Source organism: Streptomyces iconiensis (assembly GCF_028657195.3).
Lineage (GTDB): Bacteria > Actinomycetota > Actinomycetes > Streptomycetales > Streptomycetaceae > Streptomyces > Streptomyces iconiensis.
The window spans coordinates 260296-277072 of the sequence record NZ_JANCPR020000004.1 but is presented as its reverse complement, the minus strand read 5'-3'; the positions used below and the strand labels follow the sequence as shown (position 1 = coordinate 277072).

The 16777-nt window shown below is 70.5% G+C and carries 11 protein-coding genes; 1 reads left to right on the top strand and 10 read right to left on the bottom strand.

All coding sequences use genetic code 11. From position 1 onward, the window contains the following. Nucleotides 1-17 precede the first annotated feature (17 nt). The 8 genes from asnB to NMN56_RS05670 all read right to left on the bottom strand — a co-directional run bounded on the left by asnB (nucleotide 18) and on the right by NMN56_RS05670 (nucleotide 12130). Entirely contained in the window at nucleotides 18-1943 is a 1926-nt protein-coding gene (asnB, locus tag NMN56_RS05705; protein WP_274039279.1) for an asparagine synthase (glutamine-hydrolyzing), read from the bottom strand. Nucleotides 1944-1945: 2 nt separating this feature from the next. Beyond that, a complete protein-coding gene (locus NMN56_RS05700; protein WP_274039278.1) occupies nucleotides 1946-3493 on the bottom strand; it encodes a Wzz/FepE/Etk N-terminal domain-containing protein in 1548 nt (515 codons plus the stop codon). Beyond that, nucleotides 3490-4887, bottom strand: a complete 1398-nt coding sequence (locus tag NMN56_RS05695) for a Wzz/FepE/Etk N-terminal domain-containing protein (RefSeq protein ID WP_274039277.1) — start codon at nucleotides 4885-4887, stop codon at nucleotides 3490-3492. The genes NMN56_RS05700 and NMN56_RS05695 overlap by 4 nt, the downstream gene beginning before the upstream one ends. After that, nucleotides 4884-6164 carry a glycosyltransferase family 4 protein gene (locus tag NMN56_RS05690; RefSeq protein WP_274039276.1) on the bottom strand — a complete coding sequence of 427 codons (1281 nt, stop codon included), beginning with the start codon at nucleotides 6162-6164 and terminating at the stop codon, nucleotides 4884-4886. Before NMN56_RS05690 ends, NMN56_RS05695 begins: the two co-directional genes overlap by 4 nt. Further along, entirely contained in the window at nucleotides 6154-7494 is a 1341-nt protein-coding gene (locus NMN56_RS05685) for a nucleotide sugar dehydrogenase (protein WP_274039275.1), read from the bottom strand. The genes NMN56_RS05690 and NMN56_RS05685 overlap by 11 nt, the downstream gene beginning before the upstream one ends. Before the next feature lie 82 nt (nucleotides 7495-7576). After that, nucleotides 7577-9055 carry a sugar transferase gene (locus NMN56_RS05680; protein WP_274039274.1) on the bottom strand — a complete coding sequence of 493 codons (1479 nt, stop codon included), beginning with the start codon at nucleotides 9053-9055 and terminating at the stop codon, nucleotides 7577-7579. An 852-nt stretch (nucleotides 9056-9907) separates the two neighbouring features. Beyond that, on the bottom strand, nucleotides 9908-11098 hold the full coding sequence (locus tag NMN56_RS05675) for an acyl-CoA dehydrogenase family protein (RefSeq protein ID WP_274039273.1): 1191 nt from the start codon (nucleotides 11096-11098) through the stop codon (nucleotides 9908-9910). Nucleotides 11099-11452: 354 nt separating this feature from the next. Further along, complete coding sequence (locus NMN56_RS05670) at nucleotides 11453-12130, bottom strand: peptidoglycan-binding domain-containing protein (RefSeq protein WP_274039272.1); 678 nt, start codon at nucleotides 12128-12130, stop codon at nucleotides 11453-11455. Between the two features lie 283 nt (nucleotides 12131-12413). Between NMN56_RS05670 and NMN56_RS05665 the strand changes: the two genes are divergently transcribed. After that, nucleotides 12414-13481 (top strand): enoyl-CoA hydratase/isomerase family protein, encoded by a 1068-nt coding sequence (locus tag NMN56_RS05665; protein WP_274039271.1) that lies wholly within the window; start codon nucleotides 12414-12416, stop codon nucleotides 13479-13481. Between the two features lie 10 nt (nucleotides 13482-13491). Here the strand turns inward: NMN56_RS05665 and NMN56_RS05660 are convergent, their stop codons facing one another. Further along, a complete protein-coding gene (locus NMN56_RS05660) occupies nucleotides 13492-14214 on the bottom strand; it encodes a YqeB family protein (protein ID WP_274039270.1) in 723 nt (240 codons plus the stop codon). Nucleotides 14215-14487: 273 nt separating this feature from the next. Beyond that, on the bottom strand, nucleotides 14488-16707 hold the full coding sequence (locus NMN56_RS05655; RefSeq protein WP_274039269.1) for an NADP-dependent isocitrate dehydrogenase: 2220 nt from the start codon (nucleotides 16705-16707) through the stop codon (nucleotides 14488-14490). Nucleotides 16708-16777: the final 70 nt, after the last annotated feature.

The window sequence follows — 16777 nt, the reverse complement described above, 5'->3', positions numbered from 1 at the left end:
CTCTTGTTTCTACGCCGTCAAGCCGCCTGGCTCCGGGAGCCAGAAGTCGCGCTGCGGTACCAGTGCTCAAGGGTCAGCACGTGCCACAGATGTTTGGAGAAGTCCCGCTGCCCCGCGGCGTCCTGGGCGACCATGCGCGAGAGCGCTTCGCGGTTGAGGATCCCGGAGTTGACGAGCAGGCCGTCGTGCACCACCTCGCGCACCAGCGGCGCCAGATCCCGGCTCATCCAGGCACGCAGCGGAGCGCTGAACAGGCCCTTGGGCCGGTACACGATCTCGTCGGGCAGGACCGAGGTGGCCGCCTTCTTGAGGACGGCCTTGCCCTGCCGCCCGACGATCTTGCGGTCGCCCGGCACGGCGAACGCCGCCTTGACCACCTCGACATCCACGTACGGCACCCGCACCTCGGTCGAGGCGGCCATGCTCGACCGGTCCGTGTAGGCGAGGTTCAGGCCCGGCAGGAACATCCGGGCGTCGCCCAGGCACATGCGGTTGACGAAGTCGTCGAGACCGTTGTCCTCGTAGACGTCCGCATGCTCGGTCAGCACGTCGTCGACCGTCCCCGCCAGGTCCGGATCGACCAGCGCGAGCAGCTCGTCCCTGTCGTACATGGTGTAGCTGCGCCGGAACGCGGTCTCCTCCGGCAGATCGGCGAAGGAGAGGAACCGCTTGGCGAAGCGCACCGACCTGAATCCCCGGCGTGACGTGGCGACCGGCAGCCGGTCCACGGTCGCCGACAGGCCGCGCCGCAGGGGCCGCGGGATGCGCTGATAGCGCAGCGCCAGCACGTTGGCCAGGTGCTTGCGGTACCCGGCGAACAGCTCGTCGGCGCCCATGCCCGAGAGCATCACCTTGACCCCGGCCTCCCGGGCAGCCGAGCAGATCAGGAACGTGTTGATCGCGGCGGGGTCACCGATCGGCTCGTCCAGGTGGTACGTCATCCGCGGCAGCAGGTCGAGCACGTTGGGAGCGATCTCGATCTCGTGCAGATCCACGCCGAACTGCTCGGCCACCCGCCGGGCATGGCGCAGGTCGTCCGGCATCGCCTCGAACTTGGCGTCCTCGGCGCGGAATCCGATCGTGTAGGCGGAGATCCCGGGCTGGTGGCGGGCCGCCAGCGCGGTCAGATAGCTGGAGTCGAGGCCGCCGGACAGGAAGGTCGCCACGGGTACGTCGGAGAGCATGTGCTGCCGGGTCGACTCCTCGACGACGGCGGCCAGGTCCGGCTGCTCGCCACTGCGGGCCAGCTCCTGGCCCTCGTCGGCGATGTCCCTGAGGTTCCAGTACTGGCCGCGCTCCACCCGGCCGTCGGGCCGGCACCGCAGCCAGCTCCCCGGCGGCAGCTTCTCCGCCTCGCGGAACGCGCAGCGCGAGTCCGGCACCCAGTAGTACAGCAGCGAGGCCACCAGCGCCGCGTGGTCCACTTCCAGCGACCCGCCGGTCACGGCGGCGAGCGCCTTGAGTTCGGAGGCGAACATCAGGCCCGTACCGCGCCGGAGCAGGAACAGCGGCTTGATGCCGAGCTGGTCGCGGGCGAGCACCAGGTCACCGGTCCGCTCGTCGAAGATCCCGAAGGCGAACATGCCGCGCAGCCGGGGCAGGCAGTCGGTGCCCCAGCGCCGCCAGGACTCCAGCACCACCTCGGTGTCCGAGGTGCCGCGGAAGCGCACCCCGGCCGCTGCCAGTTCGGCACGCAGTGCGGGCGCGTTGTACAGCTCGCCGTTGTACGTCAGGGCGAGGCCGTCCGAGACCATCGGCTGGGCGCCTGTCCCTGTCAGGTCGATGATGGCCAACCGGCGGTGCCCGAGCTGCACTTCGCCGTCGCCGAGGGGGTGGCCGTACCGGCCGGCGCCGTCAGGGCCGCGATGGGCGAGGACATCGGTGAGCCGGTCGGTCACGGCTTTGCCGTCCGGCCAGCGATAAGTGCCTGCGATTCCACACATGTCTACCGCGCCTCCTGGTCGCTGTCCGGTATCCGTGCGACCGGCACCGACGGCCGCTCCGGCCGCGGCCTGCCCGGCGGGTTCTGCCGGGCCAGCCGCTCGTGATGGCCGCGCAGCGCGGTGTGCGGTCCGTCCCACAGCGTGCCGTCGGTACGGTCACGCGGGTCGGGGTCGACCAGCACCACACCGATCACCGGAATGCGCTGGTCCGCGAGCTGCCGCGCCACGGTGTGCAGCCATGCGGCGGTGCCGTGCCCGGCACGTACGACGAGCACGGTCTGGCTGCCGAGGTACTGCAGGTCGGTCCACGCCGTGCCGGGCGCGACGGAGCCGACGCCGAGCCGGCGCACCTGACGCGGCACGGAAGCGGCACGCTCGCCGCTGACCACGGTCGGGTCTTCGGGCTTCCGGCCGGCGTTGGCGAGCTGCGGTCCTGGCAGACCGTCGATGACGACCACCTGTCCCTCGGCCGCCAGCGCCCTGGCGACGTTCAGTGCGATCACGCTCGTGCTGTGCGCACAGCCAAGTTCCAGCAGCGACACCGGTTCCGCCGAGCCGCGCACGGTGCGGGCCAGTGTCGCGGTGAGCCGTTCGCGTGCCGCCCGGGTCTGCCGGCGCTGCCACGGCCAGACCGGCCGGCGGGGCACGCGGCGCAGCTCCGCGATGACGGAGGCGCCCAGGTTCGCCGCGATCTCCCTGCGCAGCACGGGCCGGCCCGCCACCACCGCGCCGACAGCGGCCAGCGCGAGCCCGATCACGAGCCCCAGGACGAGCCCGATCGCGGCGTTGGTGGCGGCGGTCCTCGGCAGGGAGTGCCGCACGGCGCGTGGGGCGTCCACGATCTGCGTACCGGCGACGAGCTGAGGCGTGCCGGTGCGCGCCTCGGCCGCGCGCAGGTCGAAATCGGCGATCCGCGAGTTGAGTTCGGCCCGGCGGGCGAAGAGCGATTCGATGCTCGCCGACGACTTGGGGCCGCTCTCCGGCGACCGGTCTCCGATCGCCTTGTTGACCTTGGACAGCTCGTTCCGCATACGGTCACGCTGGTCGAGCAGGGCCTTGGACTCGGCCTTCGCCGATTCCCGCATCCGCCGTACGTGGTCGGCGACGAACGCGTCGGCCAGCGCCTTGGCCCGGGCCACCGCTGCCGCGTCGCTGTCGGCCGTCACATCGATCCGCAGCAGGTTGTTGGTCACGCCGGTGCCCCGGTAGTCCTGCAGGAAGTCCTCGGGCTTTTCCGTACGCCGCGCGTGGTCCCGGGACCGGAGGGACCGCAGGGCCTTACCCGCGATCCGCGTGGTCCCCAGCACCTCGACGTCGGTGCGGATCAGCGTGCCGGTGTCGCTCGGCTGGTCCTCCTCGTGCGCGACCAGCACCTTGGTCACGGCGCTCGGCGGTGGTGGCATCAGTACGGCCAGCGCCACGCCGAGCAGCAGTCCCAGCAGTGCCATGGAGCACCAGAGGCGGCGGCGTCTGCGCACAGCAACCACCAGCGACTGCAGGTCCAGCAGCGGAGCGGCTGCCGGCGGCTCCGACGTCGTGCTCGTCGTCATACCGAACCTCCCGTCGCCTGGCCGCGGCCCGCGAGCGCCGGAGCGGCGTCGTCCGCAGAAGGTCCGGCAGACGGCGTCGGACGGGCCCTGACCATGCCGGCGACCACGGCGCCGACGACCTCGTGCCCGCCGTCCGCACACGCCTCGGCGATACCGGCCAGCTCACCCGCTGTCCAGCTGCCCGCGCTGAGCACGACCAGGGCACCGGACTCGGTGTCGCGGTCGGGCACCATCGGCGGGGACACGGGGACTTCGACCACCCGCAGCAGGGGGTGGCCCCCGTTCGAAGAGCTGGGGGAAGGATCGCTCCCCGCCTCGGCGGCGAGCTGCCCCGCGGCCCGGCGTGCGGTTTCGTCGCCCTCCGGTACGACGACCAGCAGCCGCCGGGAGGCCGGGAGTTGGTCCCGCAGGCGCGCGTACACCCGCCGGTAGCGGGTGCGTCTGCTGGCCTCGTCGCCCGAGGACTGCGGTGCCGGTACGTCCCACCGGGTGTCGATGCCCAGCAGCCGGCGGGTCCGGGCCCGGGGCCCGCGGCCGTGGGGCCTGGGCGCATGCCGTTCGGCGGGCACATCGACGGTGCCCAGCACCGCGGAGCCCAGCGCCGCCGCGATCTCAGGTTCGGTGCGCAGCCGGCGGTTCGCCCGCGCGGCAGCGAGATGTCCGACGACCGTGAGCAGGAAGAACAACAGCGCCCCGGCGGCGACGAGTTGGACCCGCGTGGGCGGCGCCTCCCCGGTCGGCCGGGCCGCGGGGCCCATGACGACCATGCCGGCCTTGTTGCTCGCCGGGTCGGCCTCGTCCAGCTTCTTCATGGCCTCCTCCAGCGAGGTACGCAGCTTCTCCAGCAAGGTGCGGACCTGCACGCTCTCCACGGTCTGCCCTGGATCGGCGGCGTTGGCCAGGTCGGTGATGCGGCGGTTGGCCTCCTCCACCTGCTGCCGCAGCACCTCGGGCCCCCCGTCGGTCTCGGAGTCGGTGCTGTCGTCCGCGATCCGGGCGGCGAACGTGACGAATTGCTGGGCCACCCGGTCGGAGAGCTGCTGCGCGCGCTTCGGGGTCTCGGCCGTACCCGAGATCTTGACGATGTTCCCGTCGGCTGCCTTGGCGCTCACCCGGTCCCGCAGGTCGGCGCCGCTGACGCCGCTCCAGCGGAGCGTGTCGGCAGCCCGGTCGACCACCGCGGAACTGGTCGCGATCTCCGCCTGGGTCAGCAGCTCGCGCTCCTCCCACTGCCCCGGCAGCAGTACCGAAGCGGACGCCGTGTACCGCGGCGGGAACAGCACCGAGGTGCCGTAGCCGGCCAGCGCGCCCACCACGGTCAGGACGACGAGAAGCCGCCAGCGCCGACGGAGGATCCGCCCGATCGTGACCAGCCGTATGGTGTCATCGCTCAACGGTGCCGCCTCTTCCCTGTTCGGTCGTGGTCGCCCGCGGGCACCGGGGTGTGGTCACGGCAGGCAGCGGCGTAGGCGGCGAGCAGCGCGCGCTGGGAGTTCCGCCAGGAGAGCTGCCCACTGATCCGCTCCTGGCCGATCTCGCCCATCCGGGCCCGCTTCTCCGGATCGTCCAGCAACAGCGTGATGAGCTTGGCGAATTCGGCCTCGTCGTTGGCGGGCGCGTAGACGGCGGCTTCACCGGCCGAGACGCGTGCCTCTCTGAGGTCGAACGAGACGATCGGCCGGCCCATCGCCATGTACTCCAGGACCTTGTTCATGGTCGACACGTCGTTGAGCGGGTTGTGCGGGTCGGGCGAAAGGCACACGTCAGCCGTGGACAGGTAGCGCACCAGGTCGGCGTCCGGGATGCGCCCGGTGAACTGCACCTGTTCGGAGAGCCCGAGCCGCCTGGACAGCTCCACCATCGCGTCGAAGGCGTCGCCCGCGCCGACGAACACCGCGTGCCAGTCGGTCCTTCCCAGCTCGTCGCGCATCTTCGCGAGGGCACGCAAGGCGTAGTCGACGCCGTCCTGGGGCCCCATGACGCCGAGGTAGCACAGCAGATGGGGCTTGCCGCGCTTCAACTCCGGCTCGGGCGCCACGGGTTGGAACCGGTCGACCGCTGGCGCGCTGCGCACCACGAAGACGTCGGCGGGGCGCCGGCCGCCACGGCGTACCGCGACGTCCCGGTAGCTCTCGTTCGTGGCGAGCACGATGTCCGCCGCCCGGTAGGTCAGCCTTTCCAGCGCGCACACGGCGCGGTAGAGCAGGTCTTCGCCGCGGTCGAACCGGGAGAGGTACAACTCGGGCACCAGGTCGTGCTGGTCGAAGACGAACCGCGCGCCGCGCCGCTTGAGCCACAGTGCCGGCAGGAACAGCAGGTCTGGCGGGTTGCAGGCGTGGACGACGTCGACCGGGCCCACCTTGCGGGCCAGCCGGGCCGTGTGCCACAGCGCGGAGCCGTACTCCCGCAGGTAGCCGGCGGGTCCTCCGGTGGCAGCGCGCAACGGGTAGCGGTGTATCCGCACCCCGTCGATCTCCGCCTCAGGTTCGGTGTCCCGCTTGCTGCCACGGGGGCAGATGACGTGCACCGTCCAGCCCGCGTCGCGCAGCGTCGTGCACTCCTGCCACACGCGCCGGTCGAACGGCACCGACAGGTTCTCCACCAGGACCAGTGCGCGCCGCCCGTGCCGGTCGCCGCCGGCTGTGTCGTCGAACGATGTGTCACCAAGCAAGGCCCATGTACCCCGGTTCGGTCCGGCGCTTCTCGGCGTCGGGTAGGCGGACGAGATCGATGAGCAGGGGCCCCTCACCGTGGGGCAGCGCCGACAGCACGGCCGGGTCTTTCGTCCCGACCAGGCACACCTCGGCGTGTTCGAGCACCTCGCTGACGGAGTCGGCGAGCAGATCCGCGAGGTGCGGCAGCCGGGTCTCGATGTACTCGCGGTTCGCGCCGAGCAGCCGGGAGAGGCTCACGTTGGCGTCGTGGATCCGCAGGTCGTAGCCCTTGCCGAAGAGCGTCTCCGCCAGCTCGACCAGCGGGCTCTCGCGGAGGTCGTCGGTCCCGGGTTTGAAGGACAGCCCGAACAGGCCGACCCGGCGCTTGCCGGTGCGCTCGACCATCTCCACAGCGCGCTGCAGATGTGCGGAGTTGGAGGGCAGCACATGGGCGAGGATCGGCACCGAGACGTCGGCACGCTGCGCGGCGTGCACGAGGCTGCGCAGGTCCTTGGGCAGGCAGGAGCCGCCGAAGGCGAAGCCGGGCCGCAGGTAGGCGGGGCTGATGTTCAGCTTGCTGTCGGCCAGGAACACATCCATCACCTGGTGCGAGTCCACCCCGAGCGCCTGGCACACGGCGCCCAGCTCGTTCGCGAAGCCGATCTTGAGCCCGTGGAACGCGTTGTCCGCGTACTTGATCGCCTCGGCCGTGGGGACCGGCACCCGGAACACCTCGCCTGGCAAGCCGTCGTACAGCGCCGCCACCGCTTCGGCGCTCACCGGGTCGAGCGTGCCGATGACGGTCTTGGGCGGGTCGAAGAAGTCCCGCACGCTCGTGCCCTCGCGCAGGAACTCCGGGTTGACCGCGACCCCGAAGTCCACTCCTGCCGTGCCGCCCACATGCTTCTCCAGGATCGGAACCAGCAGGTTCAGGCAGGTGCCCGGGAGCATGGTGCTGCGGAACACGACGGTCTGCCGCGCGTCGTGCCCGTCCCCGCCCTGCCCGTTGCGCTCCGCCAGTACGGACCCGATCTGCTCGGTGACCCGCTCCAGATACGTGGTGCACAGGCTGCCGTTGGGCTCTGACGGCGTGCCCACGCAGACCAGCGTGACCTCGCTGCCCATGACCGCCTCGCGGACATCGCCGGTGGCGCGTAACGCTCCGGTCCTTACGACCTCGGCGATCAGCTCGCCGATCCGCTCCTCGACCACCGGTGCCTTGCCGTCGTTGACCAGGTCGACCTTCGCCGGGTTGACGTCCACCCCGATGACCTCGTGACCCATGCTGGCCAGGCAGGCGGCCGACACACAGCCCACGTAGCCGAGTCCCAGGACGCTGACTCTCATGACCGGTTCCTCCCCCTAGGCAGACCCTTCGGGCCTGCGGTCCGTGCGCCGACCGGACAGTTGAGGCGCAGCTCCCCGCACATCAGTAGGCCCCCTGCCCCTGGAGCACAGCGCGCAGCGTCTTCCACAAGATCACCGAGTCCAGGGCGAGCGACCAGTCCTCCACGTACCGCAGGTCAAGGCGCACCGCCTCCTCCCACGACAGGTCGCTGCGTCCGCTGATCTGCCACAGGCCGGTGAGTCCCGGCTTGACCAGCAGCCGCCGCCGGATGTCCGGACCGTAGGCGGCGGACTCCTCCGGCAGCGGGGGCCGCGGTCCGACGAGCGACATCGAGCCGGTGAGCACGTTGAGAAGCTGCGGCAGCTCGTCGACCGAGTACCGGCGCAGCACCGCGCCCACCCGGGTCACGCGCGGGTCCCGGTGGAGCTTGAACAGCAGCCCGGCGCCCTCGTTGCGGTCGGCCAGCCCGGCACGTGCCCCGTCGGCCCCGGCGACCATGGTGCGGAACTTGAAAATGGTGAACTCACGGCCGTCCTTGCCGACCCTGCGCTGGCGGTAGAACACCCCGCCCCTGCTGTCCATCAGCACGAGCAGCCCGACGCACACCATCAGCGCGGCGAACAGCAGCAGCAGGATCGCCGCACCCAACCGGTCGACGACCTCTTTGACGGCCCGGCGGCCCCCGGAGAAGGTCGGCATGCTGACCCGCAGCAGCGGGATCCCGAGCACCGCGTCGACGTGCAGCCGCGGTCCTGCCACCTCCATCAGCACGGGAGCCACGACCATCTCGGCGTCGCTGCCTTCGAGGTTCCAGGCCAGCCGCTGCAACCGGTCCGGTGACCAGTGCGGGTCAGGTGTGACCGCGACGACACGGTAGCCGTCGCGTCTGACGTGGTTGGCGACGTCCGCCAGTTGGCCGACCACCGGCACTCCGTCCAGCTGGTCACCGTCGGGCCCGAGGCCGTCCGTCGTGCAGACCGCCTCCACCCGCCAGCCCAGGTGCGGGAACTTGCGGGCCCGGCTGATCAGGTCGCGCACGGTGTCCAGGCTCCCGGCGGCGAGCACCGGTCGCAGACACCTTCCTTCCTTCCGCTGTTTGTGCAGCCAGAGGCGCAGCAGATAGCGCGCCGTCATGGTGACGAGCGCGATCGCGGGGATCGCGACGAAGATCCAGAGCTTGATGTTGCGCGAGGTGAGGGCGACCCCGCCGAGCGCGAGTACGACGGCCGCCGTGAACACCGCGCGTCCGAGCCGGCGGAATTCCTCGGCGCCCTGGCCGAGCACCGCCGGAACCCACGCCCGGCTCACCGCCAGCGCTCCCAGCACCAGCAGTTCGGTGCCGCAGGCGAGAATTCCCCACTTCTCGTGCCAGTTGGCCGCGTCCCGGGCTCCGAAGAAAATGCCGATCGACGCCACCACAAAGGCGGTTGCCAAGGTATCGCTGATGATCACGGCACGGCGGTACCGCTGCTCCCAATCGATCTCGGGTCTGCTGATCGTCCCGTTCGCCAAACGCCCCCGCGCCGATGGAAACGGGCTGACTAATTCCCCCTGTTGCACGGGACCCCCCAGGTCGCCAGTGGCTCGACGTGCTCGCCTCACACTGTTCCGCGAGCGGCCCCCGCCCCTCGCGCCGCGCTGTTCCTCCCCTTGGGAGACCCCCGCCTCCCACGCATGACACCCGGTTGTTCATGACACCCGGTTGTTTCAGCGCAGCTCAAGCAACCCACCCTGGCGGCAGCGGACTCGCATGCCATACCAGCTGCTCAAGATGCGCGGGAACCCGTCGAACCTCGGGTGCTCCCCCGCACCCAAGGCCCCCTCGCGGGCCCGGAATTGATCAACCCCACATCCGGCGCCGGGCACGCGACTGTTGTACGCCCATAACGCCGGAGCAATAGATCGTTATTTGTCGCCCCGTGTCCGAACTTCCGAAGCATGGGTAATCTAGACCATCGGCGACGATATGAAGAGAGGGCGTGTGCAATTTGTGGTCAAGCTTTCAAACTTGAACCACCAACCGGCCACCGTCCACGCTGCGTTCACCGCGGCGACACGCCGTGTGACCTGTGGCGAAGGAAGCCCTCCTGGCCGCCGGCACCGGAAACCCGAGGCGCCACCGCACGGCCAACCGAGCCCCGCCCGGACCCTGTTGACGCACCCGGCGCGAGCATCGTGGCGAAGCGGCGTCTTGTCCAGGGGGCAGGAACGAACCGCGGCACGCTCCCGACACATGCCGCGACGCCGGGCCGGCGTCGCCGGAGGGGCCGCGGTGATCGTCCCGCCGTACGCGGCTCAGCAGCGCCAACGCGCGTAATGCCGACGGCGGTTGCAGGCTGATGGCGGGCAAATGAACTGCGTACTTGGCCTGTTCTCCACCAGATCGCTCTTCGCCGGTCCGGTCATACCGCCTCAGCGGCGTACGCGGGGCATGCCCAGGCCGATCCAGGAGATGATCTCGCGCTGGATCTCGTTGTTGCCCCCGCCGAAGGTGAAGATGACGGCGCTGCGGTAACCCCGCTCCAGTTCGCCGTGGAGCACGGCGCCGGCCGAGCCCTCCTTGAGCGGTCCCGCGGCGCCGACGATCTCCATCAGCCAGGCGTACGCGTCGCGGCGTGCCTCGCTGCCGTAGACCTTGACGGCGGAGGCGTCGTGCGGGGTGAGGGTGCCCTTGTCGAGTGCGTCGACCATCTGCCAGTTGAGCAACTTCATCGCGTCCAGACGCGTATGGGTGCGGGCAAGCCGCGTACGCACCCATCCGAGGTCGAGAACGCGGCGGCCGTCGGAGAGCTTGGCCTCGGCCGCCCACCTGCGTACGTCGTTCAGCGCGCGCAGGGCCATGGTGCCGTGCGCCGCGAGGGTGACGCGCTCGTGGTTGAGCTGGGTGGTGATCAGGCGCCAGCCGCTGTTCTCCGCACCGATGCGGCGGCTCGCGGGGACGCGGACGTTCTCGTAGTAGCTGGCCGTGGTGTCGTGCGAGGCGAGGGTGTTGATGACCGTGCACGAGTAGCCCGGGTCGTCGGTGGGGACCAGGAGCAGCGTGATGCCCTTGTGCGGCTTGGCCTCGGGGTCGGTGCGCACGGCGAGCCAGACCCAGTCGGCCGTGTCGCCGTTGGTGGTCCAGATCTTCTGCCCGTTGACGACGTAGTGCCCGGTCTCGGTGTCGCCCTCGCGGACCGCGCGGGTGCGCAGCGCGGCGAGATCGGTGCCCGCGTCGGGTTCGCTGTACCCGATGGCGAAGTCCAGCTCACCGGCGAGGATGCGCGGAAGGAAGTACTCCTTCTGCTCGTCGGTGCCGAACCGCATGATCGTCGGGCCGACGGTGTTGAGCGCCATCAACGGCAGTGGTACACCCGCCTGGGCCGCCTCGTCGAAGAAGACGAACTGTTCTACGGCCGACATGCCGCGCCCGCCGTACTCCTTGGGCCAGCCCACACCCAGCCAGCCGTCGCCGCCGAGGCGGCGGATGGTCTCGCGGTAGAACCGCTTCTGCGCCTGCGGTTCGGCGTAGCGCGCGTGCGCGTCCGGGGGGACGAGTTCGGCGAAGTACGACCTCAACTCCGCGCGCAGCTGCTCCTGTTCGGTGGTGTATGCGAGGTACACGGGTCCCTCCACGGCTCTCGGTGGCGGCGCACACAGTAGAACGTGTTCCACCACAAGGGAATGGTGAGGGCCGCACCAGGGTCCCGGGGGCCGCGCGTCAACCGGGTCCAGAGGGTGCGTTCCGGGCACGCACGCGCGGAGAAAATCACCCAACTCGCCTACTGCATATATCCATTGACTGGTGGATAGTGGAGTGGGCTTCGGGAAGCCGCACGGTCCGACCACGCGTTCCCGGAGAGCGGCCGGCCGCCGTCCATGCGACTGTGCCGACGGCTGGCTCATGACCTGGGGCGCAGCAAAGGCTCCCCCCTCGTGCCCCAGGTCACAACGCCCCGGCCGGCGGCGAAGGGGCCCTCAGCGGATCGGCCCGGCCGACGGCCCCTCCCGCGCAAGCAGCTCCCGTGCGAACCGCTCCCACTGCGCGTACCTGTCGGGGTGCGCCGAACGCTGCACGGCCTGGCACGCGTCGCCCAGCGGCATCGTCTGCCAGTTGGCGACCGCGAGCAGGCCCGGATTGCGCACGGACGGCTCGACGCCGTAAAAGGATTTCGCCGACGTGGCCACGTCGGTGATCTGTTCCCGGGTACCCCAGCCGGCGCTGGGGCGCTGCTGGAAAATGCCCAGCGAATCGCCGTTGACCGGCTCGGTGTAGTTGACGAACTTGGATTCCTGCATGGCCGCCATCAAGGCGATGACCTGACCCCGCTGCGGAATGCCGGCTCCCTTTCCGACGCCGATGACGGTACGCGCGTTCGCGAGCTGTTCGCGGCCGAGGTCGGCGGCGCCGGCGAACACCCGGCGCAGTTCGGCGTCGGACGCCGTACGCAGGGCGTTCGCCGTGGCAGGGTCCACCGAACCGGTGGCGCGCAGCCCGTGTTCCGCCTGGAACGCCTTGAGTCCTTCGGCGTCTCCCGGCGCGTGCCCGACGCCGCCGGAATTCCCCGTGACGGCTCCTGCGGCAGGGATGAGAAGAAAGGGCCAGGCGATGAAGAACGCGACGGCAGAGCGGCGCGTGGATCTGGTTCTTGGCATGCTGCACCGTGACCGGCCCCTATCCCCCAGTCAAGGAACCAGCGCCGCGTGGAGAATTCCCTTTCACGGGGAACACACCGGCCTTTCCTCCGGACGCGGCAGCCCGCCGGGGGGTGCGTCAGCCCATGAGAGCGGGTGCCTCGGTCCACCCGGGCGGGTGCGTCGGTCCGCCGGGGGTGAAGAGTGCAAGATCACAGCAGGGCTCCTTCGGCCCGCTGACGCCGTTCGCCTAGCCTGCGGGCATGTCTCACCTCACCACCCCCGCCCCGCACGGGGCCGCCCGATGACCGGCCACTCCCCCGCACCGGCGGGCCCGGACGAGCCCGTACTCGTGCGCAGGGAAGGCCGCGCGGGCCATCTGCGTCTGAACAGGCCCCGCGCGCTCAACGCCCTCAACCACGCCATGGTGCGCGCCCTCGCCACCGCTCTGGCCTCCTGGGAGCAGGACGACGAGGTGGCCACCGTCGTCCTCACCGGCGCGGGTGAGCGCGGGCTGTGCGCCGGTGGCGACATACGGGGCATCCATGAGGACGTGACCGGCGGCGGGGGCGCGGCCTCGGCCGCCTTCTGGCGCGACGAGTACCGGCTCAACGCGCGCATCGCCCGCTTCCCCAAGCCGTACGTGGCCGTCATGGACGGCGTCGTCATGGGCGGCGGCGTCGGCGTCTCGGCGCACGGCGACGTCCGTGTCGTCACCGAACGCTCCCGTGTGGCCATGCCGGAGACGGGCATCGGCTTCGTTCCCGACGTGGGCGGCACCTGGCTGCTCTCCCGCGCGCCCGGCGAACTGGGCACCCACCTCGCGCTGACGGCCTCGCCCGTCGGCGCGGGTGACGCGCTGCTGTGCGGCCTCGCCGACCACTTCGTACCGGCGGACCTGCTGGACTCCTTCGTCGGCTCCCTGGCGGAGCGGGAAGCCGAGGAGGCCGTACGCCGGTACGCGGAACCCGCACCCGGCGGCAAACTGGAAGGGCAGCGCGGGTGGATCGACGCCTGTTACGCGGCCGACTCCGTCGAGGAGATCCTGCGGCGGCTGCGGGACCACGGCAGCCGCGAGGCCAAGGAGGCGGCGGTGACCATCGAGACCAGGTCGCCGACGGCGCTCAAGGTCACCCTGGAGTCGCTGCGCAGGGCCCGGCGGCTGGACTCGCTGGAGAGCACGCTGGAGCAGGAGTTCCGGGTCTCGGCCGCCACGCTCTCCTCGCCCGACTTCGCCGAGGGCGTCAGAGCACAGATCATCGACAAGGACCGCACACCCCGCTGGTCACCGGCCTCGCTGCCGGAGGTGTCGGCAACCGACGTCGAACGGCACTTCGCCCCTGCCCCGGCCGAGCTGTCGGGTCAGACGTGAGCGTCTACGGTCAGCGGGTGCGTACGAACTGGCGCTTGTCCTCGTCGCGTACGTAGACGCCGATCCTCGCCAGTTCCTCCCGCAGCTCACGGCGGTCCTTGGCGCCGCCGGACTGCTTGAGGGCGTGGGCGCGCGCCTTGAGCAGCGCGTTCGCGCCCTCCGGCAGCCCGGGAGTCTCCGGGACCCAGCGCCTGAACTCGTCCTTGTGCGGGTCCTGTTCGGCCCAGGAGTAGCCGTGCCGGGTGAACGCTTCGGCGAGGCGTGCCGCGCTCACGTCGCAGCGCTCACGCGCGAGTTCGCGTCCCTCTGCGTCGAGCAGCACCAGCCGTTTGCCGTCCTGGAAGGCCAGGGCGACCCGGCTGCCGGCGAACTCGCGCTCCTCGCCCTCGGCCGTGAGCGTCAGGCGGTCGTCCGTGAGCCGCAGGGACAGCTCCTCGTGCAGCGCCAGGAGCCCGACGACCACACCGGCGGCCAGCCCGATGACGACCAGGCCCAGGGTGCGCCAGGGATCGGGGACCGAGTTCACCAGCTCGGCCGGTTTCTGCAGCGGCGCCCACGGCAGGGTCACGAGCCAACCGGCCAGCAGCTCGGCCCCCCAGCCGAGCGCGGCCCCCACGGCGGCGAAGGCGGGCACCAGCCACACGGACGGGCCGATCCTCGTCTCCGCCGGCTCGCTCGCGCTGGACTTGTCCACGTACACGTTCCCCTCGTTCGGATTCCCCTCGTTCCTCATGCCTCAAGGCTAGGAACACACAGGTCAACTGGGCAGACGCGCAAGGGATGTACCGCCGCGACCAAAGTCTCGACACCGCGGCTCCCGGGTCGTCCGAAAGTAGCCCCCCGGCCCCCGCTGGCCCCCGCTGGCCCCGGCACCGGCACCGGCGCACAGAACAGGAGAGGTCCCCCGGGCCTGCGCCGCGCGGCCGTGACACCGCGGGCCCCGGGGGACCTCTCCCTTGCGTATGTGCGCCGCCCGTACGCGCGTGCTCGTACGGGGGGCGCCGCCTCAGCCCAGCGTGGCGAGCGCCTCGTTGAACAGGTGCGACGGGCGCATCACGACCGCTGCCTTCTCCTGCGACGGCTGGTAGTAGCCGCCGATGTCGGCCGGGTGGCCCTGGACGGCGAGCAGTTCACCGACGATGGCCTGCTCCTGCTCGGCCAGCCTCTCGGCCAGCGCGGAGAACGCCTCGGCGAGCTTGGTGTCCTCGGTCTGCTTCGCCAGCTCCTGGGCCCAGTAGAGCGCCAGGTAGAAGTGGCTGCCGCGGTTGTCGATGCCGCCCAGCTTGCGGCTCGGCGACTTGTTCTCGTTGAGGAACGTGCCGGTCGCCCGGTCGAGGGTGTCGGCCAGGATCTGGGCGCGCGCGTTGTCCGTCTTCTGCGCGAGGTGCTCGAAGCTGACGGCCAGCGCGAGGAACTCGCCCAGGCTGTCCCAGCGCAGGTAGTTCTCCTTGACGAGCTGCTGCACATGCTTCGGCGCCGAGCCGCCCGCACCGGTCTCGAACAGACCGCCGCCGTTGATGAGCGGGACGACCGAGAGCATCTTGGCGCTGGTGCCCAGCTCCAGGATGGGGAACAGGTCGGTCAGGTAGTCGCGCAGCACGTTGCCGGTGACCGAGATGGTGTTCTCGCCCCTGCGGGTGCGCTCCAGCGAGAACGCGATGGCGTCCTCGGGCGACATGATCTCGATCCGGAGACCCTCGGTGTCGTGCAGCGGCAGGTACTGCTTCACCTTGGCGATGAGGTTCGCGTCGTGCGCGCGGCCCTCGTCCAGCCAGAAGACGGCCGGGTCGCCGGTCGCGCGGGCGCGGCTGACTGCGAGCTTGACCCAGTCCTGGATCGGGATGTCCTTGGTCTGGCACATCCGGAAGATGTCGCCCTCGCCGACGGCCTGTTCGAGCACCGCTTCGCCCTGACCGTCGACGACCCGCACCGTGCCGGTGGTGGGGATCTCGAAGGTCTTGTCGTGGCTGCCGTACTCCTCGGCCTTCTGCGCCATCAGGCCGACGTTGGAGACCGAGCCCATGGTGGCCGGGTCGAAGGCGCCGTTGGCGCGGCAGTCGTCGATGACGACCTGGTAGATGCCCGCGTAGCTGCTGTCGGGGATGACCGCGAGGGTGTCGTCCTCCTGGTCGTCCTTGTTCCACATGTGGCCCGAGGTGCGGATCATCGCCGGCATGGAGGCGTCGACGATGACGTCGCTGGGCACGTGCAGGTTGCTGATGCCCTTGTGCGAGTCGACCATGGCCAGGTCGGGGCCCTGGGCCAGCTCGGCGTCGAAGGACGCCTTGATCTCGGCGCCGTCGGGCAGCGCCTCCAGTCCCTTGTAGATCCCGCCCAGCCCGTCGTTGGGGCTCAGCCCGGCGGAGGCGAGCGCCTCGCCGTACCGCGCGAAGGTCTTCGGGAAGAACGCGCGTACCGCGTGGCCGAAGATGATCGGGTCGGAGACCTTCATCATCGTGGCCTTCAGGTGCACCGAGAAGAGCACACCCTCCGCCTTGGCGCGCGCGACCTGCGCGGTGAGGAACTCACGCAGCGCGGCCACGCGCATCACGGCCGCGTCCACGACCTCGCCCGCGAGGACAGGTACGGACTCGCGCAGCACGGTGACGCTGCCGTTGTCGCCCACCAGCTCGATACGGAGCGAGCCGTCCTCGGTGAGGACGGCGGACTTCTCCGTCGAGCGGAAGTCGTCGGTGTCCATGTGCGCGACGTTGGTCTTGGAGTCGGAGGACCAGGCGCCCATGCGGTGCGGGTGCGCCTTGGCGTAGTTCTTGACCGAGGCCGGCGCCCTGCGGTCGGAGTTGCCCTCGCGCAGCACCGGGTTCACGGCGCTGCCCTTGACCTTGTCGTAGCGGGCGCGCGCTTCGCGCTCCTCGTCGGTCTTCGGCTCGTCCGGGTAGTCAGGAAGGGCGTAACCCTGCTCCTGAAGCTCCGCGATGGCCGCCTTGAGCTGCGGGATGGATGCCGAGATGTTCGGCAGCTTGATGATGTTCGCCTCGGGCGTCTTCGCCAGGTCACCCAGCTCGGCCAGGGCGTCGTCGATGCGCTGCCCCTCTTCCAGCTTCTCGGGGAAGCTGGAGATGATCCTCCCCGCCAGAGAGATGTCGCGGCTCTCCACGGTAACTCCGGCCGTCGAGGCATACGCCCTGACAACGGGAAGGAACGAATACGTCGCCAAGGCCGGGGCCTCGTCGGTCTGCGTATAGATGATGGTCGAGTCAGTCACCGATACTCCGCTTCACGTCTACATCGTCTCGATATCAAGATATCTCGCCGGTGCCGCTACGGGGACACCG

Coding starts and splice junctions, on each gene's coding strand:
- NMN56_RS05670 (WP_274039272.1), bottom strand. CDS start 12,130: ATGCCAAGAACCAGATCCACGCGCCGCTCTGCCGTCGCGTTCTTCATC.
- asnB (WP_274039279.1), bottom strand. CDS start 1,943: ATGTGTGGAATCGCAGGCACTTATCGCTGGCCGGACGGCAAAGCCGTG.
- NMN56_RS05685 (WP_274039275.1), bottom strand. CDS start 7,494: ATGAGAGTCAGCGTCCTGGGACTCGGCTACGTGGGCTGTGTGTCGGCC.
- NMN56_RS05665 (WP_274039271.1), top strand. CDS start 12,414: ATGACCGGCCACTCCCCCGCACCGGCGGGCCCGGACGAGCCCGTACTC.
- NMN56_RS05700 (WP_274039278.1), bottom strand. CDS start 3,493: ATGACGACGAGCACGACGTCGGAGCCGCCGGCAGCCGCTCCGCTGCTG.
- NMN56_RS05660 (WP_274039270.1), bottom strand. CDS start 14,214: ATGAGGAACGAGGGGAATCCGAACGAGGGGAACGTGTACGTGGACAAG.